Source organism: Thermodesulfobacteriota bacterium, assembly GCA_035559815.1.
GTDB lineage: Bacteria > Desulfobacterota_D > UBA1144 > Nemesobacterales > CSP1-2 > DATMAT01.
In genome coordinates, this window is record DATMAT010000070.1 from 1 (window position 1) to 25644 (window position 25644).

Sequence of the window (25644 nt, forward strand, 5' to 3'; positions counted from 1 at the left end):
TGCACTCCGGGGATACTGGTTGTTACCGGAAGTTTATGCAGGGAAGAGATTTGTTAATGGGATAATGGTAGAAGAAGTAAAAGTAAAGCAAAAAAGGAAGGCCGTCTGAATGATTTTTACACACCTATTGAAAAAACCCCAAGCCACTTTTCAAAATGCCTTGATTGCTGGTACAGCCTATTTTAATTCCGCTAATTTCGAAGGGAATGCTGACTTTGCAACTTCTCGGATTAGAGATGACGCGGTCTTTATAGAAACAGTTTTCGATAAAAAGGCCACTTTTGAAAGGTTACAAATAGGAGAGGCTGGTTTTTTTAGAAATGCTATTTTCAAAGATGAGGTTAGTTTTGTAGTGGCGAAGATTGGTAGCAACGCTGAGTTTAACGAGGCTAAATTTTATTCTAAGGCTAATTTTCAAGGTTGTACAATTGGAAAAGGTGCAATTTTTACTCCTATTACGTTTGAGCAGGAAGTCAACTTTGGCGGTGCTCAAATAGAGGGGAATGTCTCATTTTCTAAATGTGTTTTTAAAGGAAAGGGGATATTCGATAATTACCATGTTAAGCAGCATGTACTTTTTGATTCGGTAATTTTTGAGAAAGAAGCTAGTTTTAATGGCGCGCAGTTTGATGGAAATGCTAATTTTAGGTATGCAATATTTAGAGACAATGCAGTTTTTCTGGGTAGTCAATTCAAGAATTTTTGCTTTTATGAAGGAACTATCTTTTCGAAAGATGTCGGTTTTCAAAACGCAACTTATAAAATTATTTATTTTCACGAAGCTGGTGAGCGTCGAAGTCAATTCAACGGCACAATTGATTTGAGTGGTTGCACCTATGATCGTGTTGAACCTATCACATTTGTGAATGAAATAATCGAACGTATGAAGAGGTATGACCGTAACTCATATATTCAGATGGAGGAAACACTTCAAAAAGCAGGTGAATCAAGACTAGCGAATAGAATTTATTATAAACGAAAACTCAAAGAATCATCGCAAATGAGTATCTCTAGGCAACCTCTTGATTGGCTTTATGATAGATTATTGTACTTATTTACAGGATATGGTGTAAAACTCGGACGTCTTCTTCTGCTTATGTTGATTATTATTGTTGTTGGCACTTTTATATTTCAATCAGAGGGGGGCCGTACAACAAATTTCTAATAATCAAATTCTGAGCAATAGTGCTCAGACCAAGATTTCTTGGTATGATTCATTTTGGGTAAGTGTTAGAACATTTCTTCCCGTTGATATCCCGGCTGGTGCAATGTGGCAGCCTTCATCAAATGTAATGTGGGGAATAAGTAGGTTTACGTCTATAGCAACCGTATTAAGACTTTTAGGTTGGATACTTGTGCCAATATGGTTGGCCGGCATAGCTGGTCTTTTGAGTTTTAAAGTATCAAGAGATTAAAATTTCTTAAAGAGCTAAGCAAGAAGTTAGGTGGGTCAAGTCTTGAATCGTGCACATAAACAGGAAAAAGGAATAAAAAAAGAAAGCCTCCTAAATCAAGGTTTGACCTGGGGGTTTGTCGAGTTACGGCACATAAATATTTTGGTTATGCCATTCAATATAGTCTCGTGAAGGATAATCTGCTAACTTCGAAGGGACCTTCAATTCTTTGCCATGGAAAGCATAGTACTCTCGTCCGTTTTCGTATTCCTCTTTAATACGTTTACTAACTTCTACATGGAAATCGTTAGTAATGGTTAAATATCCCAGATCGAATAACCTATGTATATCCGACCTAAGCAAAAGTCCGTTATTAGTGGTATTTGGCCCTGTGTTGGAATATGGTTTGATGTGAGCTGCCTCTAATGCAGGAAGCGTACGTTCACCAGTAATCCCACATCGTCTATTATATGCTTCTGTTACAAGAACACGAAAAGCGCCTTGACCTAGTCGAGCACGTATCAAATATTCAGATCCATAAGGTGTAGTTTCTCTCATGGCTATTAAATTGTGCTCGGTTCCCGTTTTGTTTGTGATGCGTTCTTGAACGGCTGACCATAAAGAGGCTCCCTCTGGTTCACTAGAATCATATGTTTTGCCTTGCACTATATTCGGTCTCCAGTCTTTGGGTGCGGGAATCCAATCATGTTCCGTAAAAAAGAAGGGGCTTGTCAGAACAATACAACCAATCATTGGGTCAAGTTCATGTCTTCCACTGCTTTCTCTATACTTAAGGATTCTTGCTCTCAACATCTCATAGCTAGGAGCCCCATTCTTCTCTCCAAAGGCTTCCCAAGCTATTGAAATTGGTAATTGGGAATAACTTACAAAGAAGCCGCCGCCAGTTATATAATTCAAAGGACTGTGTAACTTGAACAAAAATAATCCACCTGTTTGAATAGCTCGAAATTTGAGGTTCCCACTAGGTTGCCAAAAATTTACCTCTTCCGGCGAAAGTCTTGATAAGTAATCAAACCATTCGTTATCAGTTATTCCTACCCAGAATTTCATCTTTAAACAACCGTACCCGTAGCTTAGGTTAAGAATAAGTTTATGATTCTTTTATTTTTCCATCTCTAGTTGAGCTAATCTTTTAAACCATTATGTCAAAAAGGATAATTCTTTTCAACACGTGAACATCAGTAAAGCCCGCATTCTTCGGTCAACCCATTATTATCAGGAGAAATGAAGCATCTTAAAATTAGATTCTTCACCGGAGCTTGTCTTGAGCCGAGCCGAAGGGGTTTAGAGTGACAATCGAGATCCTTCGCTTTGCTTCAGGATGACAACAAGATAAGGTGTATTCTTGAAAAGGGGGCGTGCAACCTTTTTTCTAGAAGGCTAAGATTTCTCACGATGGTTCGAAATGACATGAGGTGTGGTCAGAATGACATCAGAGAAATCAATATGAAATGGAGCAAGGTTTAAAAGTCAGGAGGAATGGACACTTGAACTAGCGAAAATTAATTGTACAATTGTACATATAATCTGGGTTTATTATGAACCTGGTAATTGACGCCTCCATAATTATTGCTGTAGTAATGAACGAGCCAAGGAAACCGGCACTCGTCAACTTGGCAAAGGGAGTAAACCTTCTTGCTCCCTTCTCTGTTCACTGGGAAATTGGTAATGCCTTCTCTGCCATGTTCAAACGGAAACGCATTTCCCTGGTCGAAGCACGGAAAGCAATTGAGGCGTATTATCAGATACCGATACGGTTCGTTGAGGTGGATTTGCTAGAGGCCATCCAGATAGCCTATCAATGTGGAATTTACGCGTATGATGCCTACATAATTGCGTCTGCTCATAATCAAAAGTGTCCATTGGCAACACTTGATACGGGGCTGGTCAATATTGCAAGGCAGGTCGGTATCACGGTTTTAGAGGTGGGAACATGAAAATATATACCTATTCTGAAGCACGGCAGAAGCTGGCGTTATTGCTGGAAGAAGCGCAAAAGGAAGGCTCGGTCGGAATCAGGCGGCGTGATGGGAGTACCTTTATCTTAAAACCCTCTTCGGCTATGGAATCGCCACTCGACGTCGAGGGGGTGGATACCGGAATCACCGCTCGTGAGATCGTAGGGTTTATACATGAAGGTCGTAAAAGGTATGATAACTTGGACGACTAAATTAGACGCTTCGCCAAGGCTATTCTTACAACCCCTTTTTCTTATTACTGGTCAATGTGATTTAAGAGCCGAGAAAATGTGTGTTTTAGAAAGCTAATATTTCTCACGTTCGTTCTAAATGACATGAGGGCTGCTCGGAATGACAGTAACGGAAATTCATCGGGAGAAGGTATCCTGTCCCGCGCTGACCGATAAACTAAGCCTTGCATTACTGTCCTTTCCAAAATTGACAAACAATTTTTAAAGACTTAGAATAAGTTGGGCGTGTTAAGAAAGGGAGGAATGAAGTAGATGAGCGGTAATTACATCAAGATATTTGATACTACTTTGAGAGACGGGGAGCAGGCGCCCGGATGCGGCATGACTGCGGAAGAGAAGCTAAGGGTTGCCCATCAGCTCGAGAGATTGGGAGTTGATATCATCGAGGCTGGTTTTCCGATCTCATCGGAGGGGGATTTTCGGTCGGTAAAACTCATTGCCGAAAAAATAAGGGGCTGTGAGATAGCCGGCCTATGCCGGGCTAATTTCGTGGATATAGATAGAGGCTGGGAGGCGATAAAGGGGGCCGAAAACCCCAGAATCCACACCTTCATCGCTACATCCGATATCCACCTACAGCACAAACTAAAGAAAACGAGAGACGAAGTACTGGAAATCATAAGCGCCTCGGTGAAACACGCTAAGCACTATGTCGATAACGTCGAGTTTTCCTGTGAGGATGCCACTCGAACGGACATTGATTACCTTTGCCGGGCGGTGGATATAGCGATCAGGGCAGGCGCCACTACCATCAACATCCCGGATACGGTTGGATACACGGTGCCGGAGGAGTTTGCCTACATAATCAGCACCTTGAAGGAAAGGGTCCCCGGCCTTGACAATGTCACCCTGAGCGTTCACTGCCACAACGATTTAGGATTGGCAGTGGCTAACTCGATTGCCGCCATCAGGGAAGGTGCCAGGCAGGTCGAGTGCACCATCAACGGCCTTGGAGAGAGGGCCGGAAATGCTTCTCTTGAAGAGATAGTCATGGCCCTAAAGGTAAGAAACGACCGCAATCCTTATAAAACCAGGATAGTGACGGAGCAGATATATCCTACCAGCAGGCTAGTATCTCAGGTAACCGGGGTAAATGTCCAGCCGAACAAGGCCATAGTGGGGGCGAATGCATTTGCACACGAAGCAGGGATTCATCAGGATGGGGTGCTGAAGGAGAGAATCACTTATGAGATTATGACTCCAGAAGAGGTGGGCATCCCCTCAAACAAAATAATCCTTGGAAAGCATTCCGGCCGTCACGCGTTCAGGAAAAGGCTCGAGGAGTTTGGCTATTTCTTGAACGATAAGGATTTCGAGACCGCTTTCAAGAAGTTCAAGGACCTCTCCGACAAGAAGAAATACGTATTCGACGAGGACATAGAGGCTTTGATAAGCGATGAGTTTCTTCGCTCTTCAGACTTTTACAAGATCATTTCCGTAAACTTTTCCAGCGGCACGGATATGCGCCCTGTAGCCACGGTAAAGATCTCCATCGACGGGCATGAAGTGACCGTATCCGAGTATGGCAGCGGCCCGGTGGACGCCGTTTATAAAGCTATATCTAAGGCAACCGGAATGACCCCCAACCTTCAAAGCTACGTCGTGGCGGCGATTACCGGAGGTACGGATGCTCAGGGTGAGGTTACGGTAAGGGTAGAAGAGGACGGAATATTTTCTCAAGGGCAGGGTGCTAATACGGATGTGGTTGTAGCAAGCGCCAAGGCCTATGTGAATGCGCTTAATAAACTTCGCTGGCGAAAGGAACACCCAAGAAGGGCCACGACAACTGGAGTTTAGAGTTAGGAGTTAAGAGTTTAGAGTGAAGAATTAAGTTCCTCATAAATTCTTAACTCTTCATTCATTATTCTTCACTATTTAAAACATGGCATTTCCAACCGAAGCAATCGAGAGACTTATCACTGCCGGTTATCCACTTCTCTATCTTATCTCCTGGGAAGAAGAGCGCGTCGAGAATAATTTAAGGCTTATCGGAAACAGGCTTTTTAGGGATACCCCGAAGTTTTACACCTGGTCCTGTACCGATGGAATGAGAGACGGGACAGGCGAGATCGACGGTTCAAGGGACGTTATCCAGGCGCTGGAGAAGGTCATCGATAACCGGGAAAGCGGGTTTTATCTCTTCAAAGACCTCCATTTTTTTCTGAATGACCCCAGACTGATTAGAAGGCTTAAGGACGCTTACCATGCGCTTAAAAAAATGCACAAAACCCTTTTTATCCTCTCTCCGTTGTTAACCCTTCCCAACGAGCTGGAGAGAGAGGTAACCGTGGTCGACGTGGGACTTCCGGACGTAGACGAGGCCACCGTGATTTTTGACTCGGCGATGAGCTCCATGTTTGACAGTCCCCCGGACGCGCTCGACCAGGAGCTTAGAGAAAAATGTATTCGGGCCGTACTGGGCCTTGGAGCTACGGAGATGGAGCTGGCGCTTAGAAGGACCTTTCTGGGTAGAGAGAAAGTGGATGAGGGGGTAGTTGAGGCTTTACTAGAAGAGAAGGCACAACTTATAAGAAAATCCGGGACACTTGAGTTCGTCAGAACCCGTATCGGCCTTGATGAAATTGGCGGTCTTGAAAACTTGAAGGAATGGCTTGAGACAAGGTCCCTGGCTTTTTCCTCCAGGGCTAGGGAGTTTGGGCTTGACACCCCGAAGGGTGTCCTGATCATGGGGATAAGCGGGTGTGGAAAGAGCCTTTGCGCCAAGGCCGTGGCCACCGCCTGGGGGCTTCCGCTCTTGAGACTGGAGCTCAATCAGGTTTACAGCGGCGCTTTAGGAAGCCCGGAGGAGGTTTTTCGAAGGGCCATAAAGACAGTCGAGGCGGCCGCACCTTGCGTGCTTTGGATAGACGAGATTGAGGCGGGAATCACTAGGAGCGGGGAAAAAACCAGCGACACACCGGCATCAAGAATATTCGGGTACTTTCTTACATGGATGCAGGAAAAGGAGAATCCGGTCTTTATAGCCGCCACCGCAAATCAGATAGACCTGCTCCCTCCGGAGATTTTGAGGAAGGGACGTTTTGACGAGATCTTTTTTGTCTCGCTTCCCTCGCAGAAAGAGCGGAAGGAGATATTTCGGATTCACCTTTCCAGTCGCGGCAGGAACCCTGATTCATTTGACCTGGACTCGATTGCCAAAAACACCGAGGGGCTTTCCGGTGCAGAGATAGAACAGGCTGTCGTATCCGCCCTATTTGAATCCTTTTCGAAGAAAAAAGAACTGGATAACAAGGAATTGATAATTGCGGCATCATCCATCGTCCCGCTTTCTACGACTATGAGGGAGGAGATCTCCAAGCTGGAACGCTGGGCAACCAACCGGGCGGTAAAGGCGTCTAAATAATTGTTCAGTCTTAAGTTTAGGGAATGCATATATGCATTCCTACGATTTGAATCCACCATTGCAATCAAAGCCAAGAGAGATAACTGAATTCAGCGATAGCGCCTTGATGGTCGTCTGGGACGACGGCCATGAGAGCTTGTATCTGTATGAGGACCTGAGAAAGGCATGTCCCTGTGCCAGATGTAACGAACTCAGAAAGTCCGCCAAGAAGGGCGGGTCGCCTTTTAAGCGCACCATTCCTCTTGAAACCGGGTCGGCACATATAAGACCGCGTCACATAGAACCGGTGGGTCTATACGCAATCCGGTTTGCCTGGAATGACGGGCACGATACCGGAATATATACTTTTGATTTCCTGAGAGAACTCTGTACCTGCGAGAAGTGCCAGCCGGGCCGTGAGTAATGCGGATTTGGTATTGCGGATTACGGATTTGAAACACTCTATTCCGCAATCCGCATTCTACAATCCGAGGTCAAGTTACTCTATCTCAAATATTATGCTCACATTGGCGCTTACGGTTAGTTCACCTGGCTCGATTGGGGTAGGAGCGGCCTCCGGGGTTACTTTTGCCTGGACGAAGTCTCTATACACCGGTATAGGTGCTTCATAGGAAGGGGAGATTCTTAAAATCTTCAAAATCTTTACCCCCGCGGCTTTAGATACGGTCTCTGCCGTTGCTCTGGCATCCTCTACCGCCTGGACCAGAGCCTCTCTTCTATATTCCTCCCTTTTATCCGTGCCGAAGCTTAAGCTGTCTATACGGTTTGCACCGAGCTCCGTTGTCGAGTCTATCAGCTTTCCGAGGTCGCCTAGGTTTTTAATTTCCACTACAACCTGGTTTGAAGCCCTGTACCCGGTCAATACCGACCTTCTGGTCTTCTCGTCGTACTCATAGGTCGGAGACAACTGATACCCGGTTGTGGAGATTTTATCGTCCTTGCCGATGATGGATCTTAGCTTATTTATGACGCCGTTCATTTTCTCCGAGTTGCTTTTAACCGCTTCCGAGGCGGTTTTAGAGGTTGTCTCCACGGCCAGGGTGAGATAGGCTACGTCCGGTTTTATCTTTACCTCGCCCCTTCCGCTCACTTCCAGTATGCTTTTCTCATACTTGTCTGTTTGCGCAATGGCTGTACTCCCGGCCAAAACGGCGAAAACAAGGACCAGTAATAATTGCCTCTTCGACATTACCTTTTCCTCCTGGTGTTTTTAGGGATTCAGAATTTCGCACTATTTTTATCATAATAATTCACTACTGTCCAAAATAATAAGAAACCAACGATTGACACTCGTAAAACAAGGCCTTTAGATAGATAAAAAAGTCTTTCTAAAATCGGGTTCCCCCCTTTTATGTTTGCTATGCAAGTGCTGTCCTAACACTGTCCAGCGAAGCCGAAGGGATAAGGGGTGAATGGAAATAAACTCCCCCCCACCTTAATCCTCCCCCGCAATGGGGGAGGAGAACGGGGTGTTCTTCTTCGTCCATTATTGAAGTCCTTTGTACCATCAGGCCAACACCGACTATCAATCTCTTATCTTGGGCAGGTTTGATAATAATTAAGTTCCTTATTTTAACATTTCCCCATTTCTCTATGAATAAATACGAATAATCTCGGATTAGGTTTTCATTTTTCGTCTTAATTCTTGCGTTTTGAGTTTGACCGCTTATTTGCTACAGGCAAATTTACCGGAATTCCTAGGATTCTTTTCCAGTTCTTGAAGTGACATATATTTCCCTGGCGGCAACAACGTACAAAAATCGGAATCAAATGGCAAAAAACAGCAGACCGGTGACAAGTTTTGTAATGATTTTAATAGCTTAAATCTCAACCATCGATAAACATTAGTTAAATTAGAGCGAATTTATGGCATATATTTTGCTCTAGAATGGGTAAAAAGGGATTAAATAACATACATGCCCACTATAAATACCAACGTATTGGTGCTAAACGACGAGGTCGTTGATGAAACCTTTTACGACCCGCTGACCGGGTTTCCTAATAAATCTATATTTGCCGAACACTTAGGGTGTAGCATCGAGAGGAGAAGACAGCACGAAGATTATTTATTTGCGGTGCTTTACCTGGACCTGGACCAGTTCAAATCCCTGAGCGATAGACATGGAGAAAAGATCAGCGACCAGGTACTAGCCGAGATAGCCAGCCGGATTAAGCATTGTCTTCGCTCCGAGGACAAGGTGGCACGGGTAGGTCAAGATGAGTTTACGATTTTACTAGGTGATATCAAGGATTTCAGTGATGCGGCCCGTATCGCCGAACGAATCCAAAAATCGCTGGAGAATCCACTCAAGGTGGATGGTCATGATTATATGATAAGCGTAAGTATAGGTATTGCCATCAGCGAAAAGGGCCAGGACGACCCGGAGGACCTGATACAAAAAGCGGAAATAGCCAAGAATCGAGCCAAATCCCAGGGTAAGGCGCGGCAAGAGGTGTTTAACTCCAGGGTGCAAGCCGGTTCTAACGGACTCATAAGGCTGGAGAGTGCGCTCTGGCGGGCGCTGGAGTGTGAGGACTTTCGGGTTTATTATCAGCCTATACTCTCGCTAGAAACAGGAAGGATTATCGGAGCGGAAGCCCTGGTGCGTTGGCATCATTCGGAGAGAGGCCTCCTTTCCCCGTCGGATTTTATCTCCCTGGCCGAGGAGACCGGTTTAATAGTACCCATAAACGAGTGGGTATTGCGCACTGCCTGTATTCAAAGCAAGGAGTGGCAGCTCCCCGGTCGTCCGCCAGTGCAGGTTGCGGTCAATTTTACTGCGCGCCAGTTCCAACAGCCGGACCTGCCGGAATTAATCAGAAAGGTGCTGAGAGAGACTGATACCCATCCCCAAGCCCTCGAGCTGGAAATAACCGAGAGCACTGCCGTAAAAAACATAAATAACAGCGTCAGGTTGCTGAAAGAACTAAGGTCCATGGGCTTGCAGATCTCCATAGATGATTTTGGTACCGGCTACTCTTCTATGAGCTACCTGAAGAGTTTCCCGGTCAACACGTTAAAGATCGACCAGTCCTTCGTCAGGGACATAGGGCGCGGTGATAATGATGTAACCCTCATCAAAACCATCATTTCTATGGCCCACACGCTGAAGTTGAATGTCATAGCGGAGGGCGTGGAAACTGAAGATCAACTGGCGTTCCTGCTTTCTCATCATTGCGACCGGATTCAGGGATTTCTATTCAGCAAACCCGTACCGGCAGAGGAATTTACAAAATTAATCAAGAAGGGGCATAAACTTTCCCCGGAGATATTGAAGAGGGCAAAGGAAAGCTGGAGGAAGAAATTCCTGGGGGAGTTGCTCCTGGAGTCGGGTTTTATCGACTCGGAAAAGCTCAGCCGTGCTTTGAAAGAGAAAAGGGCATGCAACGAAAAATTGGGTCAAATCCTGATGAGGTTTGGATATGTAAACGAGGATGTCCTGATAGAATTCCTGGCAAAACAGCGCGGTTTTGAGGGTGTGAACCTATTCAAGAAAGGAATAGACAAAAAAGTGGTTAATTTGATCCCCAGGGACGTAGCCGAAAAATACAAGGTCCTGCCGATTGGATTTAAAACAGAGGGAGGAATCAAGAAACTGGTCGTGGCCATGGCAAATCCTTCAGACCTGGGTGCTATCGACACGCTAGTATTCATAACCGGCCATGCCATAGAACCGGTTTTTGCCAGGGAGGAGCAATTTACATGGATCATCAGATATTTCTATTAAGAGAATTTAAGTTGAGAATTCCCCGCGGTTTGTCCCATAAGAGGGCAAATATAACGATATCATCAAGGGATTACGAGAGAAGCGGTCATGAATGAAACTGTTTTAGGCAAAAGGCAAGCAACGAGGCTCGATTTCCTGAGCGATTTTGTCGAATATGCGCTAAGAAACGGCTTCGAGGAAACGGTAAGGTACTTAGGGAATAACTCTAAGCATTTATTGTCCAATCCTTCGCTCGTGGTCTCTCTCGACGTAATTAAAAACGATTGCACGGTATTCGCCCATAGAAAGGTTAAAAAGGGCTATCTCACCTTTATCCTGGATAGCATCGGTGAAAGCGCTTTGAAATTGGGGAAAGACCTTAACCTTATCCTCAAGAACATTAGAATCCTGCCACATGAGAATCTGGTAGGGGATGAAGGCCCCGACAAGCCGGACTTTAATTTTACATTGCCGGTACTGCATAATGAGAAACCAATCTTGTTCATCAACTTTTCGAAATACGACCCTCTCTCTAATGAGGATAGCGATTTTTCTCATGTTCGTTTGATATCCAGCCTGCTCTCGTCCCTCTGGGAGCGTGAGGAAAAAGAAAGGGCGGAGAAGGAAAATATAGAAAGGCTTTCTCTCATAGACCCGCTCACCGGCGTCTTCAATCGCCGCGCCTTCTATCAGTTCTTATCCCAAGACATATCGGAAGGGCGGAGAAAAAATTCCCCGGTCAGCCTGGCGGTGTTTGATATAGACGAATTTAAGCACATTAATGATTCCTACGGTCATGCCTTTGGAGACATGATTCTGAAGCAGGTGACGTCTAAGTTTAGGGACCTGCTCAGGGAAGAGGATAAGATGTTTCGCTTGGGCGGGGATGAATTTGCCGTCATCATAAAGGCGGATAAGAAAGAGACCCATTCGGCAATTCAGCGAATCCTGAAGGAGGTTTCGGATAGCCGTAGTCCTCGAATAACGCTAAGCGGGGGAATTACCGGGATAGAGCCCGACGAGAATATAAGCGTCGACGAAGCGGTAAGACAGGCCGATAAGGCCTTATATCTGTCCAAGGAAAGCGGAAAAAACCAGGTTCTGCTATACGAGGGTGGCGACCGGAAAAGTGAATATGACGACCTCTTCTACCGCATGGCCGATTCCAAGGTTATCGAGGATATCAAAATCAAACTAAAAGAATTTGCAGCGGAGCAAATTACCTCCTCTCATTTAATCACAAAGGACCCGTACATTTATAAACACTCCATGGCAGTATCAAAACATGCGGTGCAATTAGGGAAAAAACTCAAGCTGTCCGACAACCGGGTTAAGAGTCTAAGATTTGGAGCGATACTTTACGATATCGGTATGATAGCCATACCGGAAGGAATACTGAATAAAAACTCGAAGCTTACGCCGGACGAATTTGAGATAATCAAATACCACCCGCTTATAGTGGCGAGATTGATTCAGCAGTTCCCTATTCTCCGGGACGTCCTTCCCGCCGTACTATATCATCACGAGTGGATTAACGGACATGGTTATCCCTTTGGGCTAGTGGGAGACTCCATACCTTTGGAAGCGAGGATCATCGCCGTAGTAGACGCATTCCATGCCATGCACAGCGACCGTCCCTATCGTCCCGTTCTTTCATTAGAAGAGTCTATCTCGGAAATTATTAAGGGCAGCGGAACAAAGTACGACCCACAGGTAGTGGAGGCTTTCCTGTCCTTGATGACCGAAAGGAAGCTGCTGGCTTAAGAGAGATTTTTTTTCTACTACAAATCCCCTCTTGAGAGGGGTGGCTCGAAGAGCCGGGGTGTGTCTTACCTTCCGTACTTCTTCTCATACTACAAAATCCAGCTTTCCATGGATTGGAGAACGCTGTTTACATCTTTTTTAACTTCTTTATTATCAAACCACAAGAAGTGAACCCCAAGGCTTTCCAGTCTTTGCTCTCTCGCCATATCTTTTATATATACCTCCTCAAAATCATGGCTGACTCCGTCGATCTCTATCTCTAGCATGACACACCCCTAAATTCCCCTCTGGAGAGGGGACTTGAAAGAAAAATCCCCTCTACAGAGGGGTGACTCGGAGAGTCGGGGTGTGTTCCCTTTGGAGAGTGGGTGACTGTTTAATTCTCCCGTTGTTAGGCCATTTGAACTTATACGATTTGGGCAGAATTGAGCCCTATTCTAAACCAACAAGCGGGCATAAGATTAACACGCCAGCCAGGATAACGAAGTAACCGACGATATCGACCACCAGTCCGTATTTAACCATTTTAGTCATCGGGATGAGTCCAGACCCGTAAACTATAGCATTTGGGGGCGTAGAGACCGGAAGCATGAATCCAAAGCTTGCTCCAATCCCTACCGCTATGGCCGGCGGAAGAGGGCTTATTCCCGCCGAGACGGAGACAGCGATTATGAGTGGAAGGAGCATGTTAGCGGTTGCCGTGTTTGAGGTGGTCTCGGAGAGTGTGATGGCCATAAAAAGACCCAATGCGGTTATGGAGACCAGGGAATCTGCACCGGTAAGGTTCACCAGATATTTCCCTATAGCCTCGGCCAGCCCCGTTTTAAACATCATAGAGCCCAGAGAGAGCCCGCCGCCGAAGAGAAGAAGAGTCCCCCAGTCTATTTCAGTTGCCTTTTTAAAGGTCAGCGTGAACTCCCGCCTCTTCCAGTTTGTAGGGAGCATAAAGAGCATGGAAGCGGCGATGAGCGCTACAACGGGTTCGGGGAGGCTTTTATCGTATGTTTTATAAGTCAATGAGTCCGGGCCTGAAATAATGCTTATGATACCGGGGGCTATCCACAGGACTACGGCCAGCCCGAAGGCAATGAGAACGTTTATCTCTCCCCGTTTCCAATTTCCGAGCTGTTTCTTCTGGTTGGAGATGAAGGAATAGAATCCCTTTAACTCTTTGACTGACGAAGGGCAAACAATGGACATGTACAGCCAGACCAAAAGAAACATCACGAGGGTAATGGGAATGCCTACCGCCATCCATTTAAGAAAATCTATTTTTATTCCCTCGATTTCTTCGAGCATTCCCAAGGTTATCAAGTTAGGGGGAGTGCCAACCGGGGTGCTGATCCCCCCTATCGAAGCGGCGTAGGCAATAATCAACATAAGGCCGGTTGCGTATCTCTGGTCTTTAATGCCCGGCTCTCCCGTCTGTGCTAGGATTGAGCTAAGGGCGCCAAGGATTCCCAGGGTTATGGGAAACATCATCGCGGTTGCGGCGGAGTTGCTTATCCACATGGAAAGGAGAACTACTACTATGCCCACTCCGAACGAAACTGTTGTGCTAGTGCGGGAGACGCCTTTTATGGATAGAATCTCAAAGGCAAGACGTCTATCCAAACCTTGGTAAGACATGGCTTTTGCAATGATGAAACTGCCAAGGAGTAGAATCACAATCGGGTCGGCAAAAGGCGCATAGACGGCTTTTGCCGAGTCTACTTGAAAGGCGACGGCTAGAGTCGGTCCGAGCAGCGCAGCGACCGGAATGGGGATACACTCCGTTATCCAACAAATTATGGTAAAAGCCACGATACTCGAAAGAATGTGCGCCTGGGGGCTAAGCGAGGGCAGGGGAAGAAAGTATATTATTAAGAATATGGCCGGGGCAAGGAAAAGCCCGGCGGTTCTCCTTCTTCTTTCAAACCGGTCCTCCGTCTCGATTATCACAGCGATAACATTTATTCAGATTTTATAAGAGTAAGCAAGTTTGTTGAATGTCATAACTCTGACCATAGAAATCTTGCTTTCTGCTGGGTTTAAACTGTCAATTGCCAGTGTTAAGGTTCCCTGAATTTCCCCTTCCTTTGACCCTTCGTCATGACTCAGGGCATGCTCTGCTCAGGACAGGCTTGATAGCTACCTTATAACGCAACGAAGCAATGTGTTTAGATTCCTCACAGAGTTTACCCTGAGGAATCGAAGGGTTCGGAATGACAAGTATGATAACGCCGTTTCGTCCACTTCTCCTGTCATTTCGACCCTGAGCTTGTCTAAGGTGAGAAATCTTAGGTTTCGAGAATAATCCCTTTTTGTCAGAGTCTATGCTAGGGAGTCGAGGGACTCCTCGTAATAACACCATAGGTTGTATGATCATGCTATTCTACATTCTGGATTGTACTGTGATTCTTATTCCTCGAAGTCATTAATTTTGATAGCTTTATATTTTGGTTAAAATAGTGCACCGCGAACAGAATGGGTTTCTATGATATCTAAAAAACTAAAAGCCACAATCGAGTTCCTTACGGTTATAAAAATTGGAAAATCCAATGAAAGATTAGAAAGAGACGATATTGCAAACTCGATTATGTTCTTCCCTTTGGTGGGGGTTTTATTGGGTGGGGTTTGCGCCCTAGTCGAGTTTCTTCTGAGGGATTTTGTTGTCTCTAGCTTGATCCGCTCGCTGTTTGCCGTCATAGTCCTGGCGGTATTTACCCGCGGGCTTCACCTGGACGGCGTCGCCGACTGCTTCGATGCTCTTCACTTTGCCGGACGGGACAGGGAAAAAGCGCTTGAGGTGATGAAAGGAAAGACGATCGGTGCATTCGGCGCATCGGCCTTGGTCATAGTGATTGTGGGAAAGATTGTGGCCTTATATGCTCTTCCCGATGAATTTAGAAGTAAAAGCCTTATACTCATTCCGGCTCTGGCCAGGTGGACTTCCTCGATCGTGGCAAGAGAACGCGCACCGGCCTCGGCCAAGGGACTTGGATATGTTTTCAGCGTTTACTCGACCGGGAAAGCGTTTTTAATAAGCGGACTGACCGCCCTGGTAATTTCTTTTCTGCTCTTCGGATTTAAGGGATTTGCTATTTTTATCGTGGTTTCGATTTTCAGCTTTCTACTCGTGCGGTATTTCATTCGTGCATTCGGCGGGGTAACCGGCGATGTCTTTGGCGCGATAATCGAACTTTCGGAGGTATTCGGGTTTGTGGTAGTAGGAGTCGTAATCGGGTCATAATTCAGCCGCAAAATTGGGATAAATTAACATGAGCGAGATATATGATGCAGGAGGCAAGATGCAGGATGATTCAAAAAATAGATCATCTATCATGGATTATTTTATTCGTGTGAATCTGTGTTCATTCGTGGCTAAACAATATTCATGATGAAAATAGGCACTACTTCATACATATACCCTGATGAAATAATTCCTAATGTCAGGAAACTGGTAAATCTTGTTGACGACGTCGAGCTTGTTCTTTTTGAAGGGAAGGACTACTCTAATCTTCCAAGCGCGGAAGACATAAATACCTTGAAGAAGCTCTCTGGCCAATCGGGAATTACCTACACGGTCCATCTTCCCATAGACTTGGATATATGCTCTAAAGACGGTGATTTTAGAAACTTTTCCCTGAATCGAATGGCGGACATAATGAAGCTGACCGCTCCTTTGAATCCGACCGGCTATATTGTTCATCTCCCCAGGAGGGAAGTGGAATCCGAGGAGATGTGGGTTTTGAGAACGGTGAGGTCTCTTTCCGAGCTCTTTATCCAGTTTGGAAATAGAGACATCTGTATAGAGAATTTGAGTTATCCAATCAAACACATACTTCCGATAGTGGAGGAATTTGAGTTCAAGCTTTGTCTAGACATAAGCCATGCCCTCAAATGCTCGGATGATTGGGAGGAAATTCTTGATAACAACTTCAACACTATAAGGATGATTCATTTCTATGGCCCGGAGATAGACGGGGATGGACACACCGGGATTCAGAGAGCGGAGAGGGGCTTTGTAAGGTCGGTCGTCAATAAAATCCTTTCTTCAAATTTCGACGGCTTACTTACGCTTGAGGTTTTTGGAGTAGAGGATTTTTTTGAGTCGAAGAGAATTCTCGATGAGGAGATTTTGTCTTGGGAAAAAAGATTCTGATCACGGGCGGGATAAAGAGCGGGAAGAGCCGGGTTGCCCTTAAACTTGCCAGAGAGACGGGAAATGGAGAGAAAATCTTCATCGCCACGGCGCGCCCGATTGATGAGGGTATGGAGAAAAAGATAGAAAAGCACAAAGAAGAACGGGGGAGTGATTTTAGGACGATAGAAGCTCCAATTCATCTCGGAAATGCCCTCAGTGAAGTAAGACATTCAACAGCGGTCATAGATTGCCTTACCCTCTGGCTCTCTAATCTCTTCTTTGAATTAAAGGAAGAGGAAAAATTACGAGAGACGGATAGTTTTATCGAGGCATTGAATAACTTCGACGGTAAGGCAATAGTTGTAACTAACGAAGTAGGCTGGGGGATTATTCCTGCGGATGAGATCTCAAGGCGCTATCAATCAGAACTGGGAAGCCTGAATCAAGCGGTAGCGAAAATATGCGATGAAGTGTATTTGTTGATTTCGGGCCTACCACTCAGAGTCAAGTAGAGTTAAGCCACTAATTAAAACGAATCAACTCTACTAAAAAGCGGGATGCAAGTAAAAATTTCTCCAATCCTACATCGTGCATCTTACATCTTATTATTCGTGCAAATATGTGTTTATTCGTGGCTAAATATTATTTGGGTTTGTTTCTCGATACCCCTGCCTCCTCAAACGTAGCCATTTCGTTATAGGCCTTTACCCCGGCTTCGATTATGAACATTCCGAGCACGGCGCCGGTGCCTTCTCCGAGGCGCATGTTGAGGTCGAGTATGGGTTCTACCCCGAGCTTTTGTAGTATGAGGCCGTGCCCCCCCTCGGCGCTTTTATGGGAGAAGAAAATATAATTTTTTACTTCAGGGCAAAGGGTAATGGCCACGGTAGCACCTGCAGTTGCTACAAACCCGTCAACCACAACCGGGACTCTCTTTGAAGCTCCGCCGAGGATTACCCCAGCAATTCCGCCGATTTCAAACCCTCCCACCTTGGCCAAAATATCGACTGGGAAATCAGGGTCGGAGTTGTATAATGCCAGCGCCTTTTTTACTACCTCTACTTTGTGTTTCCAGGTTTCATCGTTTATGCCCGTGCCGTATCCTACTACTTCTTCTGGGTCGAGCCCGGTTAAAGCGCAGATGACCGCCGCAGATGGGGTTGTATTTCCTATCCCCATATCTCCGGCGGCGAGAAAATTGTATTTTTTCTCGACGGCATCAATGACCAGCCCTATTCCCAATTCAATAGACATTATTGCTTCGCCCATCGTCATTGCCGGCTCCCTGGCCAGGTTTCTTGTACCGTTGTTTATCTTCCTGGTTATCAGGCCGTCTGTTTTCTCGAAGTACCAATCCACTCCCATATCTACCACAAAGACGTCCACCCCGGCGTGCCTGGCCAGAGCGTTTATACCGGCGCCTCCGCTAAGAAAGTTATATACCATCTCCTTTGTTACTTTTCTGGGATAGGCTGAGACTCCTTCCTCTGCCACTCCGTGGTCGCAGGCCAGGACGAATACTGCTTTTTTATCCAAGCTCGGTTTTGTGTCCTCGGTAATAGCGACGACACGCTTTGCAAACTCCTCCAGTGCTCCCAGGCTTCCTTTTGGCTTGGTGAGGTTATCCAGGCGTGCGGAAGCATGGGCGATGTATCGGGGATCAAGCGGTTTAATCGATTCCATAACCCGGTGAAGTAAGCTCATCTTAAACTCCTCTTATTTCACCCCAGATAATCTTGTGAAGCTGGGGAAGAACCCTTACCTTTTCTAATCCGTCTTCTAGCACCCGCTCCGTCAGCCATTTAAGGTTCGTTCCATAGACCGGTTGAAAGATTATGTTTGCATTTATTTGATATCTGCCTAGAATTTCCTTTGCGTATTCATAGTCCACTTCGTCTTCAATAACGAATTTAAGTTGATCCTGGGGACGAAGTTTCTCAAAAAGGGGAAGTTCCATCTTTTTCTGCATTCCCGAGCTGGGACATTTACAGTCCATGCTTATCCGGCAGCTTTCGGTCCAGAAAACCGGAGGAGGGTCTTTATGGCCGCTGGTCTCGAGCACTATCGAGTACCCATCTCCTATTAAATCTTTGGCCAGAGCCTCCACCTCTTTTCTTTGGATAAGCGGCTCGCCGCCGGTGATACAAACCCTTTTACATTCGAATTTCTCTATCTCGCCTTTTACCTCATCTATGGTCATGTCTTTGAAATCCCTGCCCTCGACGGCATACATCGAATCGCACCATGTACACCGGAGGTCGCAGGCGAATAGGCGGACAAAGATAGTGGGTAGCCCGATCTCGACGCCTTCACCCTGTATGGAAAAGAATATCTCGCTTATTTTCATCTCTGTTGTTCTATCTTGGTAGGACACGGCATGCCGTGTCCCTACATGATAAAATTCTCCTAACTTTGCAGGAGTTCAACATGTTGAACTCCTACTTTTGGTTATTTATGGTGATCTGCTTTTAATAAGCCTATTCAAGTCAACTTTCGTACTCCGTTGGGTCTAAAACGCCTGCCCCCTGAAAAGCCCTTTTTCTCTCCCGGCAGGAACTGCAGACGCCGCAGTGTATTTCCCTTCCTTTGTAGCAAGACCAGGTATCCCCGTATGGAACGCCCAGCTCTGCCCCCAATTTGACTATTTGCGATTTATCCAGGTCCACGAAAGGAGCAGAAATAACCAAATGCGGGTTGTCGTTGCCGAGTTGTTCTGCTCTCTCAAATGCTTCTACAAATTCACCCCTGCAGTCAGGATATACTCCCCTATCCGAGTGATGCGCTCCGAAGAAAACTTGTTCTGCGTTGATACTCACTGCATAGCCTATGGCTATGGATAGAAAGATTGAGTTTCTGTTTGGCACTATGGTTGTCTTCAAAGTTTCATAATGTTCTGCCGTCTCCGGGACTTCCGGGACCTCTATTTTAGAATCGGTCAGGGCGGAGCCGGATAGAATTTCTTTTAGTGCAGAGAGGTCTATGACCTTGTGGGGGATATCAATCCCTCTGCAAATTTTCTTGGCGGAGTCGATTTCCCTTTCATGCTTTTGTCCGTAAATAAACGTGAGTGCATACACTTCGTAGTTCTCTTTGACTGCTTTGTAAAGCAGGGTTGAACTATCTACTCCACCCGAGGCAATGACAACCGCTTTTTTTTTCATGTGTCTGTTATTACTCAATAGTAAATAATATCTACTTGGATCTTTTGATAACGGCAGTTCGAATATATGAACACTGTAATTCCCACCCCCCCTATGCGGGGGAAGCCTGTCCTGACCCCCACCTTAATCCTCCCCCACAAGGGGGGAGGAATCTCTTGCTCTGTAAAACTCAAATTGAGATTTAGATTATTAATAATAAATGTTTAAGGGTGGCTAAACAAGGTGAGAAAGGCATTAACCTTCTCTCAATTAATAAGGGGTTTCTTGTCCATTACCGGGGGCTTATCTTCTTTCTCGCTGTTTTTGGAGACCGTATCGTAAAAGTCTCCCAGCTTGTTTTCCAACTCGTCTACGTATCTGATTACGTCCTGAATCTGCCGGTCTAACTCCTCGGCCTCGAGGTTTATCTCCTCGCATCTTTTCCACTCTATAATATGTCCTTTTATGTGCTCGAAAGCCTCATGCATGGATTTCATATCGTCCGCTATGCGGGACACACTGACAGCAATTTCCTTTTTCTCTCTCTCCTGCTTTATTAAGCTCGTCCACAGAATAGCCGCGATAAACGCCAGAAGCAGTATCCCCTGGGGTATGGTTGTCTCTAGCGTGGGGTAAATTCCAAGAAGGTCTATCTGTGGGATAAAATCAAGCGGGGTTATCCCCACCAGGCCTGCCTCCTGAAATTCCCTTATGCCCTTGCCCATTAGCACGAAAGAAAGAAAATAAAGGAAAAAGCTGGTTATGCTGAAAAAGTATTTTAGGGGGATGCGGAGACCGAGTTTAAAGATCACCACCACCAGACCCAGGAGCAAAACCAGACCGGCAATAAACCCCCATATTACTGCACCTTGGGAGTTCTCGGCCTGCAGCCATAGCGCTTGATAAAACAGCACTGTCTCGAAAGCCTCTCTATACACGGCGAAAAAGGAGACGCTGGCCAGTGCAAAAACGTTCTTCTTGGTGAGAGCCTTCTTTACCTTGCCCTGGATATACTCCTTCCATTTTTTGACCTCGATCTTGGTGATGAGCCAGTAACTAACGTAAAAAAGCACCACTGCGGCAATTAGGGATGTTACACCCTCGATGATCTCCCTTTGTGCCCCGCTTATGGATATGACCGTCTGGGCCAGGACCCAGGTGATGAGGCCGGCGACGATTGCCAGTATCCACCCGAGGTGAACGTATTTGATGGCACTTCCGGCGCCGGTTGCGGTAAGGAAGGCTATCACCGCAGCTACTATCAAGACCGCCTCCAAACCCTCGCGCACGATGATGGAGAATGAATTTACGAACGAAAAGGCCTTACCGATGGGCTTTCCGTTTTCGAGAATAAGAGCGGCCCGGTTAAGGTTGTTATTTATTTCTCCATAAATCGCTTTTACTTCTTCGGATTCGCTTTCAGCCTTAATTGCTCCCCTTAGTTCGGTAAATTTTGCTTCGATTTCGCTGGTGAGCTTGCTATCCTTAAGCGCCAGCTTTGATTCCACTCTCTCGAACCCTTCTAGGTAAGCGTCGAGCGCTTTTGTGTATGCATCTTTGCTTTTTCCTTCATCGTAGAGCGCCTCTGACTCTCTTAGTAAATTGGTAGTTACTGCTAATGGATTCTCTCTTTCGATTTCGGTTTCAATCGTTCCTCGTCTCAGGAAAGCTACGACCTTTGATATATCGTTATCTTCTAAATAAGGGCTTATTTGGTTCATTATTTCCTGATTGGATAGTGTAGCAAGGTCTTTTAAGTTATTTATATCCCCTGGCACATCAGTTGCCCTTAGTATTTTTTTTCCTTCCTCGCTTGCGTTCTGGTCGAAGCTGAGCGAAAGCACGTAGAAAGCTATGTTCCACTTTTCGTCCTCTGATAATTTCGGGAATGAGGGCATAGCCGTTCCCTCTATGCCAAAGCTCATGGTGTTATACACCTTGAATGGAGAAAGCCCTCCGGTAGTACCGCCGTCGGTAAAGTTTGTGGGAGGAGGGGTAAGGTTAGAGGCCATAGGTCCATTTCCTGCGCCTAAAACTCCATGGCACTGGGCACAGTTCCCCTCGTATAAATCCTTTCCTACCTGGAATGACGGATGACTCTTGGGATAGGTTATTATCCCGTAGGCGGATATAAGGCTAGCTTTTATTTCTTTGGAGATAGATTCAACCTCGTTGACCGAGGACTTGTTCTCAATCTTTCGCCTAAGCTCGACCAGGTTCGATTCAATCCCCGCTTTATCCCCGCCAGAGGACTTTAGGTCTCCGAAAAGATTGAGGGCCTCGGAGGAGAAATCGAGCATCTCGGCGTATTCTTCCTCACTGGTGGTGATTCCGTCCCGGACAGCGTTCTTGTAGTCTCCGCCAATGTAGTCCACAAGAGAGAGTATTCTTTTTGCTTCTTCCGATGCGTGAGAAGGGATGCCAGGGAGAATAAGGAGAAGAATCGTCGTCAGTATACTCAGGAGGACAAGGGAGCGAGTACTGTCGTGTCGGCGAGGCCTGGTTAATAAGCTATTAAAACATACATGCATCTTATTTCGGCAGTGTTCCTGAAAGCAAAAGGGAAATTGAAATTTATTTTCAATAATGAATAGTTTTTTGAAGGTTACCATGAGTATACGGGGTGTCAAGGAATGTTGCCTATGCTGGTAAATCAATTTGCCATGATTTCGGTGGCGCTGTAAAATCTTTCCAAATTATGAGACTTCCAAAGCCAATGCTGCATGATATGAGACCAGAAGACCTCGATGAGGTTATGGCAATAGAGCAATTATGCTTTCCCACACCGTGGCCCCGGCAGATATTTGAGATGGAGCTAAAATCCAAGCGTTCTTTTAAGTGCGTTTCCAGGATTGGCGGTGTGGTTGCTGGGTATATAATTGGATGGATGATACATGATGAGGGACACATACTTAACGTCGCCGTTCATCCAGATTTTAGGAGGATGGGCATAGGCGACAGCCTGATGAGGGAGTGCCTTGACCATTTTTCAGAGAAGGGGGCAAAGTACGCCATATTGGAGGTCAGGCACACTAACACCGGGGCGCAAAAACTATACGAAAAATTGGGTTTTAAACCCATAGGTATAAGACGAGGATACTACAGTGATACCGGAGAAGACGCTATAGTGATGATGCTTAGCATGAAATAATATGGACGAACGGCCGGGTCACCCCTGTGATTATCCGACCGCGGCCTTGTTTCTTCTTCCAAACCTTTCGTATACCCTCTCCAATGCCCTGGCCATCTCGCCTATGGTAGCATAATCCCTTACCGCCTCCACTATGAAGGGCATTAGGTTCTCACCGGCTCTTGCCGCTTCTTCCAGCCTCTTCAGGTCCGAGTTCACTCTATGGTTGTCTCTCTTATTTCTAAGCTCTTTGAGCCTTTCTCTTTTGATGGTTTCGATCTCCGGGTTAATTTTGAGAATTTCGACAGGCTCTCCATCGTTGTTCGTGAATTCATTCACCCCGACGATAATGCGTTCTTTGTTTTCAACTTCAAGCTGATAGCGGTAGGAAGCATCCTCGATTTCCTGGTTGATGTAGCCGTCCTCGATACACTTTATCATCCCCCCCCTTCTATCTATGTCTTCTATATATTTAACCGCTTCCTCCTCTATCTTGTTGGTTAGGGCTTCGACGGCATAGGAACCGCCCAGCGGGTCTATCGTGTCTCCTGCACCGCTTTCGTATGCGATCACCTGTTGTGTGCGGAGGGCGATGGTAGCGGCCTCTTCAGACGGCAGTGCCAGGGCCTCGTCAAAAGAGTTGGTGTGAAGTGACTGCGTCCCGCCCAGTACCGCAGCGAGTGCTTGTATAGTTACCCTCATGATGTTGTTTCTTGGCTGTTGTGCGGTTAGGGTAACACCGGAGGTCTGAGAATGGAACCGGAGCATACAGGCCCGGTCATCTTTGGCCCCGAACCTTTCCTTCATAATTCTCGCCCATAGCCTTCTGGCTGCACGGAACTTTGCCACCTCTTCCAGAAAGTTATTATGAACGGCAAAGAAGAAGGAGACCCTCTCCGCTATTTTCTCGACGTCTAGTCCTCTTGCCCTTGCATTCTGTAAATACACTATTGCGTCGGCTAGGGTAAATGCAACCTCCTGGACGGCGGTGGAGCCTGCTTCCCTCATATGGTAGCCGCTTACGCTGATTGGATTCCACTTGGGAATGGAATTGCGGCAGTATTCCATGATATCAACGGTGATCTTTACCGACGGCTCGGGGGGAAATATGTATGTCCCCCGGGCGATAAATTCTTTGAGCAGGTCGTTCTGGACGGTTCCCTGGATTCTATCCGAGCTCACCCCCTGTTTTTCCGCTGCTACCATGTACATAGCCAGGAGCATAGAAGCCGTGGCGTTTATGGTCATGGAAGTGCTTACCTCTCCTAGCGGGATTCCGTCGAACAGAATCTCCATATCCTCGAGGGAATCTATAGCTACGCCAACCCTTCCTACCTCACCCTTGCTCATCGGCTGGTCTGAGTCGTATCCCATCTGGGTTGGAAGGTCAAAAGCGACGCTAAGCCCGGTTTGCCCTTGTTCCAGTAGATATTTGAATCTCTTGTTGGTCTCCTCCGCAGTGCCGAACCCAGCGTATTGACGCATGGTCCAGAATCTCCCGCGGTACATGGTGGGCTGGACGCCGCGGGTAAAGGGATATTCGCCGGGGTAGCCGATATCATTTTCATAGCTTACTTTCTCAACATCCTCGGGTGTGTAGAGTCTTTCAAGGGTTAAACCGGACGGGGTGGTGAATTTGTTTTTTCTCTCCCTCAGGTTTTTATTCATCCTTTTTTCCCAATCACTCTTTTTTATGGACATCTCGCTTTTCCTCTAGGTCGAAGAATGCCGGTCTGAAAGCGAATTTACTTTTTTCTTTCTGCTACATAATCGGCCAGTGAACCGAGGGATTCTTTGCATTTGTTGTCCGGAAGGGAGGAGATGGCATACTTAGCCTTGTCTGCAAATTCCTTTGCCAATTTTTTTGTCTGCTGAACCCCGTTGTATTTTTCTACTACACCCATGATGAATTCGAACTCCTCTTTCCTGAATCCATCATTCCTTAGGATATCGATAATCCTAGACTTCTCTCTAGTGGAGGCTCGACGAAGGGCGTACACCAGGGGTAGAGTCATTTTTCCTTCGTTCAAGTCCTGGCCGATCTCTTTTCCGAACTCCTCCGCGGTGGCCGAATAGTCGAGTGCATCATCGGTAAGCTGGAAGGCTATCCCTAGATTGAATCCATAGTTTCCGAGGGCCTCCCTTGTCTCTCCGTTTGAACCGGCCAGAATCGCTCCTACTTTTCCGCAGCTCTCTATGAGCGAGGCGGTCTTGTTCTTTATTATGTCGAAGCAAACATCCTCGGACACCTCGACCATATTCTTGGCGACCATAACCTCGAATACCTGTCCTTCAGCCAGCTTTGCCGCGGCGTCGGTTATTGTTTTTATTATCTCTAAACTACCGCAGGATGCCATGAGTCCGAGGGCGCGGGCGAGCATGAAATCCCCGACTAGTACGGAGGGCTTGCTGCCCCAGACGATGTTTGAGGCCTCTTTGCCCCGCCTTATGTGCGCATCGTCCACCACGTCATCGTGAAGAAGAGTGGCAGTGTGAATGAGTTCAATGGCTACAGCCGATGCGATTCTTTCTTTTCCGTAGAGAAGGCCGCAGGCGCCGCTGGAGAGTAGCAGAACCGAGGGACGAAGCCTCTTCCCTCCGCTTCCCAGTATGTATTTGGACATTTCATTGACCAGGGAAGCCAGAGAGCCTATGTTCTCCTCGAGCTCTCTTTCCACCTGTTCTAAATCTGGGGCAATAACTTCTATGATTTCAGATAGTTTCATCTGATTTTAAGTTATCTGAACCAGCCGTATAAGTCAAAGTAGTGGCGTTATCAGAGGGTCTCC

Annotated in this window: 22 protein-coding genes; 12 read left to right on the top strand and 10 right to left on the bottom strand. The window is 46.4% G+C overall.

All coding sequences use genetic code 11. The features are described from left to right. The first annotated feature begins 109 nt into the window (after positions 1 to 109). Complete coding sequence (locus VNN20_16305) at positions 110 to 1165, top strand: pentapeptide repeat-containing protein (GenBank protein ID HWP93752.1); 1056 nt, start codon at positions 110 to 112, stop codon at positions 1163 to 1165. A 373-nt stretch (positions 1166 to 1538) separates the two neighbouring features. Here the strand turns inward: VNN20_16305 and VNN20_16310 are convergent, their stop codons facing one another. Continuing rightward, positions 1539 to 2465 (bottom strand): HNH endonuclease, encoded by a 927-nt coding sequence (locus VNN20_16310; protein HWP93753.1) that lies wholly within the window; start codon positions 2463 to 2465, stop codon positions 1539 to 1541. Between the two features lie 488 nt (positions 2466 to 2953). On the opposite strand from VNN20_16310, the gene VNN20_16315 reads away from it, so the two are divergent. The 5 genes from VNN20_16315 to VNN20_16335 all read left to right on the top strand — a co-directional run bounded on the left by VNN20_16315 (position 2954) and on the right by VNN20_16335 (position 7391). Beyond that, positions 2954 to 3352, top strand: coding sequence for a type II toxin-antitoxin system VapC family toxin (locus VNN20_16315; GenBank protein ID HWP93754.1), 399 nt, complete (start codon positions 2954 to 2956; stop codon positions 3350 to 3352). Then, positions 3349 to 3585: a type II toxin-antitoxin system Phd/YefM family antitoxin gene (locus tag VNN20_16320; protein ID HWP93755.1), complete on the top strand. Its 237-nt coding sequence runs from the start codon at positions 3349 to 3351 to the stop codon at positions 3583 to 3585. Before VNN20_16315 ends, VNN20_16320 begins: the two co-directional genes overlap by 4 nt. Positions 3586 to 3876: 291 nt before the next feature. After that, a complete protein-coding gene (locus VNN20_16325) occupies positions 3877 to 5421 on the top strand; it encodes a 2-isopropylmalate synthase (protein HWP93756.1) in 1545 nt (514 codons plus the stop codon). Between the two features lie 85 nt (positions 5422 to 5506). Further along, positions 5507 to 6988: an AAA family ATPase gene (locus VNN20_16330; GenBank protein ID HWP93757.1), complete on the top strand. Its 1482-nt coding sequence runs from the start codon at positions 5507 to 5509 to the stop codon at positions 6986 to 6988. Positions 6989 to 7019: 31 nt separating this feature from the next. Continuing rightward, positions 7020 to 7391, top strand: coding sequence for a DUF971 domain-containing protein (locus tag VNN20_16335; protein ID HWP93758.1), 372 nt, complete (start codon positions 7020 to 7022; stop codon positions 7389 to 7391). Between the two features lie 75 nt (positions 7392 to 7466). Here the strand turns inward: VNN20_16335 and VNN20_16340 are convergent, their stop codons facing one another. Beyond that, positions 7467 to 8177, bottom strand: a complete 711-nt coding sequence (locus VNN20_16340) for an SIMPL domain-containing protein (GenBank protein ID HWP93759.1) — start codon at positions 8175 to 8177, stop codon at positions 7467 to 7469. A gap of 727 nt (positions 8178 to 8904) precedes the next feature. Here VNN20_16340 and VNN20_16345 point away from each other — a divergent pair. Then, on the top strand, positions 8905 to 10716 hold the full coding sequence (locus VNN20_16345; GenBank protein HWP93760.1) for an EAL domain-containing protein: 1812 nt from the start codon (positions 8905 to 8907) through the stop codon (positions 10714 to 10716). Between the two features lie 87 nt (positions 10717 to 10803). After that, positions 10804 to 12459 carry a diguanylate cyclase gene (locus VNN20_16350; GenBank protein ID HWP93761.1) on the top strand — a complete coding sequence of 552 codons (1656 nt, stop codon included), beginning with the start codon at positions 10804 to 10806 and terminating at the stop codon, positions 12457 to 12459. An 89-nt stretch (positions 12460 to 12548) separates the two neighbouring features. On the opposite strand, the gene VNN20_16355 is transcribed toward VNN20_16350, so the two are convergent. Together VNN20_16355 and VNN20_16360 are read right to left on the bottom strand one after the other, a co-directional pair. Beyond that, complete coding sequence (locus VNN20_16355) at positions 12549 to 12725, bottom strand: DUF559 domain-containing protein (GenBank protein ID HWP93762.1); 177 nt, start codon at positions 12723 to 12725, stop codon at positions 12549 to 12551. Between the two features lie 166 nt (positions 12726 to 12891). Further along, on the bottom strand, positions 12892 to 14400 hold the full coding sequence (locus VNN20_16360) for a DASS family sodium-coupled anion symporter (protein HWP93763.1): 1509 nt from the start codon (positions 14398 to 14400) through the stop codon (positions 12892 to 12894). Positions 14401 to 14935: 535 nt separating this feature from the next. Here VNN20_16360 and cobS point away from each other — a divergent pair. From cobS to cobU, 3 genes are all read left to right on the top strand, one after another. Then, on the top strand, positions 14936 to 15691 hold the full coding sequence (cobS, locus tag VNN20_16365; protein ID HWP93764.1) for an adenosylcobinamide-GDP ribazoletransferase: 756 nt from the start codon (positions 14936 to 14938) through the stop codon (positions 15689 to 15691). A gap of 144 nt (positions 15692 to 15835) precedes the next feature. Then, entirely contained in the window at positions 15836 to 16603 is a 768-nt protein-coding gene (gene cbiR / locus VNN20_16370; protein HWP93765.1) for a cobamide remodeling phosphodiesterase CbiR, read from the top strand. Then, positions 16585 to 17097, top strand: a complete 513-nt coding sequence (gene cobU, locus VNN20_16375) for a bifunctional adenosylcobinamide kinase/adenosylcobinamide-phosphate guanylyltransferase (GenBank protein ID HWP93766.1) — start codon at positions 16585 to 16587, stop codon at positions 17095 to 17097. The genes cbiR and cobU overlap by 19 nt, the downstream gene beginning before the upstream one ends. A gap of 130 nt (positions 17098 to 17227) precedes the next feature. Here the strand turns inward: cobU and cobT are convergent, their stop codons facing one another. From cobT to VNN20_16395, 4 genes are all read right to left on the bottom strand, one after another. Next, entirely contained in the window at positions 17228 to 18289 is a 1062-nt protein-coding gene (gene cobT, locus VNN20_16380; GenBank protein ID HWP93767.1) for a nicotinate-nucleotide--dimethylbenzimidazole phosphoribosyltransferase, read from the bottom strand. A gap of 1 nt (position 18290) precedes the next feature. Further along, the gene (locus VNN20_16385; protein ID HWP93768.1) at positions 18291 to 18932 is read right to left on the bottom strand and encodes a radical SAM protein; all 642 of its coding nucleotides are present in this window, start codon (positions 18930 to 18932) and stop codon (positions 18291 to 18293) included. A gap of 139 nt (positions 18933 to 19071) precedes the next feature. Beyond that, positions 19072 to 19746 carry a 7-cyano-7-deazaguanine synthase QueC gene (queC, locus tag VNN20_16390; GenBank protein ID HWP93769.1) on the bottom strand — a complete coding sequence of 225 codons (675 nt, stop codon included), beginning with the start codon at positions 19744 to 19746 and terminating at the stop codon, positions 19072 to 19074. Between the two features lie 245 nt (positions 19747 to 19991). After that, a complete protein-coding gene (locus tag VNN20_16395) occupies positions 19992 to 22100 on the bottom strand; it encodes a cytochrome c/FTR1 family iron permease (GenBank protein ID HWP93770.1) in 2109 nt (702 codons plus the stop codon). 353 nt (positions 22101 to 22453) lie between these two features. Between VNN20_16395 and rimI the strand changes: the two genes are divergently transcribed. Then, a complete protein-coding gene (rimI, locus tag VNN20_16400; GenBank protein ID HWP93771.1) occupies positions 22454 to 22876 on the top strand; it encodes a ribosomal protein S18-alanine N-acetyltransferase in 423 nt (140 codons plus the stop codon). A 30-nt stretch (positions 22877 to 22906) separates the two neighbouring features. Here rimI and VNN20_16405 read toward each other — a convergent pair whose 3' ends face one another. Continuing rightward, a complete protein-coding gene (locus VNN20_16405; protein ID HWP93772.1) occupies positions 22907 to 24556 on the bottom strand; it encodes a methylmalonyl-CoA mutase family protein in 1650 nt (549 codons plus the stop codon). A 44-nt stretch (positions 24557 to 24600) separates the two neighbouring features. Further along, on the bottom strand, positions 24601 to 25581 hold the full coding sequence (locus VNN20_16410; GenBank protein ID HWP93773.1) for a polyprenyl synthetase family protein: 981 nt from the start codon (positions 25579 to 25581) through the stop codon (positions 24601 to 24603). Positions 25582 to 25644 lie beyond the last annotated feature (63 nt).

What these genes read in the sequence shown, in the direction of transcription:
- VNN20_16345 (HWP93760.1), top strand. Translation starts at nt 8,905, where the DNA reads ATGCCCACTATAAATACCAACGTATTGGTGCTAAACGACGAGGTCGTT.
- cobT (HWP93767.1), bottom strand. Translation starts at nt 18,289, where the DNA reads ATGAGCTTACTTCACCGGGTTATGGAATCGATTAAACCGCTTGATCCC.
- VNN20_16310 (HWP93753.1), bottom strand. Translation starts at nt 2,465, where the DNA reads ATGAAATTCTGGGTAGGAATAACTGATAACGAATGGTTTGATTACTTA.
- VNN20_16325 (HWP93756.1), top strand. Translation starts at nt 3,877, where the DNA reads ATGAGCGGTAATTACATCAAGATATTTGATACTACTTTGAGAGACGGG.
- VNN20_16305 (HWP93752.1), top strand. Translation starts at nt 110, where the DNA reads ATGATTTTTACACACCTATTGAAAAAACCCCAAGCCACTTTTCAAAAT.
- cobS (HWP93764.1), top strand. Translation starts at nt 14,936, where the DNA reads ATGATATCTAAAAAACTAAAAGCCACAATCGAGTTCCTTACGGTTATA.
- queC (HWP93769.1), bottom strand. Translation starts at nt 19,746, where the DNA reads ATGAAAAAAAAAGCGGTTGTCATTGCCTCGGGTGGAGTAGATAGTTCA.
- VNN20_16340 (HWP93759.1), bottom strand. Translation starts at nt 8,177, where the DNA reads ATGTCGAAGAGGCAATTATTACTGGTCCTTGTTTTCGCCGTTTTGGCC.
- VNN20_16350 (HWP93761.1), top strand. Translation starts at nt 10,804, where the DNA reads ATGAATGAAACTGTTTTAGGCAAAAGGCAAGCAACGAGGCTCGATTTC.
- VNN20_16405 (HWP93772.1), bottom strand. Translation starts at nt 24,556, where the DNA reads ATGTCCATAAAAAAGAGTGATTGGGAAAAAAGGATGAATAAAAACCTG.
- VNN20_16335 (HWP93758.1), top strand. Translation starts at nt 7,020, where the DNA reads ATGCATTCCTACGATTTGAATCCACCATTGCAATCAAAGCCAAGAGAG.
- VNN20_16315 (HWP93754.1), top strand. Translation starts at nt 2,954, where the DNA reads ATGAACCTGGTAATTGACGCCTCCATAATTATTGCTGTAGTAATGAAC.
- VNN20_16355 (HWP93762.1), bottom strand. Translation starts at nt 12,725, where the DNA reads ATGCTAGAGATAGAGATCGACGGAGTCAGCCATGATTTTGAGGAGGTA.
- cbiR (HWP93765.1), top strand. Translation starts at nt 15,836, where the DNA reads ATGATGAAAATAGGCACTACTTCATACATATACCCTGATGAAATAATT.
- VNN20_16330 (HWP93757.1), top strand. Translation starts at nt 5,507, where the DNA reads ATGGCATTTCCAACCGAAGCAATCGAGAGACTTATCACTGCCGGTTAT.
- VNN20_16385 (HWP93768.1), bottom strand. Translation starts at nt 18,932, where the DNA reads ATGAAAATAAGCGAGATATTCTTTTCCATACAGGGTGAAGGCGTCGAG.
- VNN20_16320 (HWP93755.1), top strand. Translation starts at nt 3,349, where the DNA reads ATGAAAATATATACCTATTCTGAAGCACGGCAGAAGCTGGCGTTATTG.
- VNN20_16410 (HWP93773.1), bottom strand. Translation starts at nt 25,581, where the DNA reads ATGAAACTATCTGAAATCATAGAAGTTATTGCCCCAGATTTAGAACAG.
- rimI (HWP93771.1), top strand. Translation starts at nt 22,454, where the DNA reads ATGAGACCAGAAGACCTCGATGAGGTTATGGCAATAGAGCAATTATGC.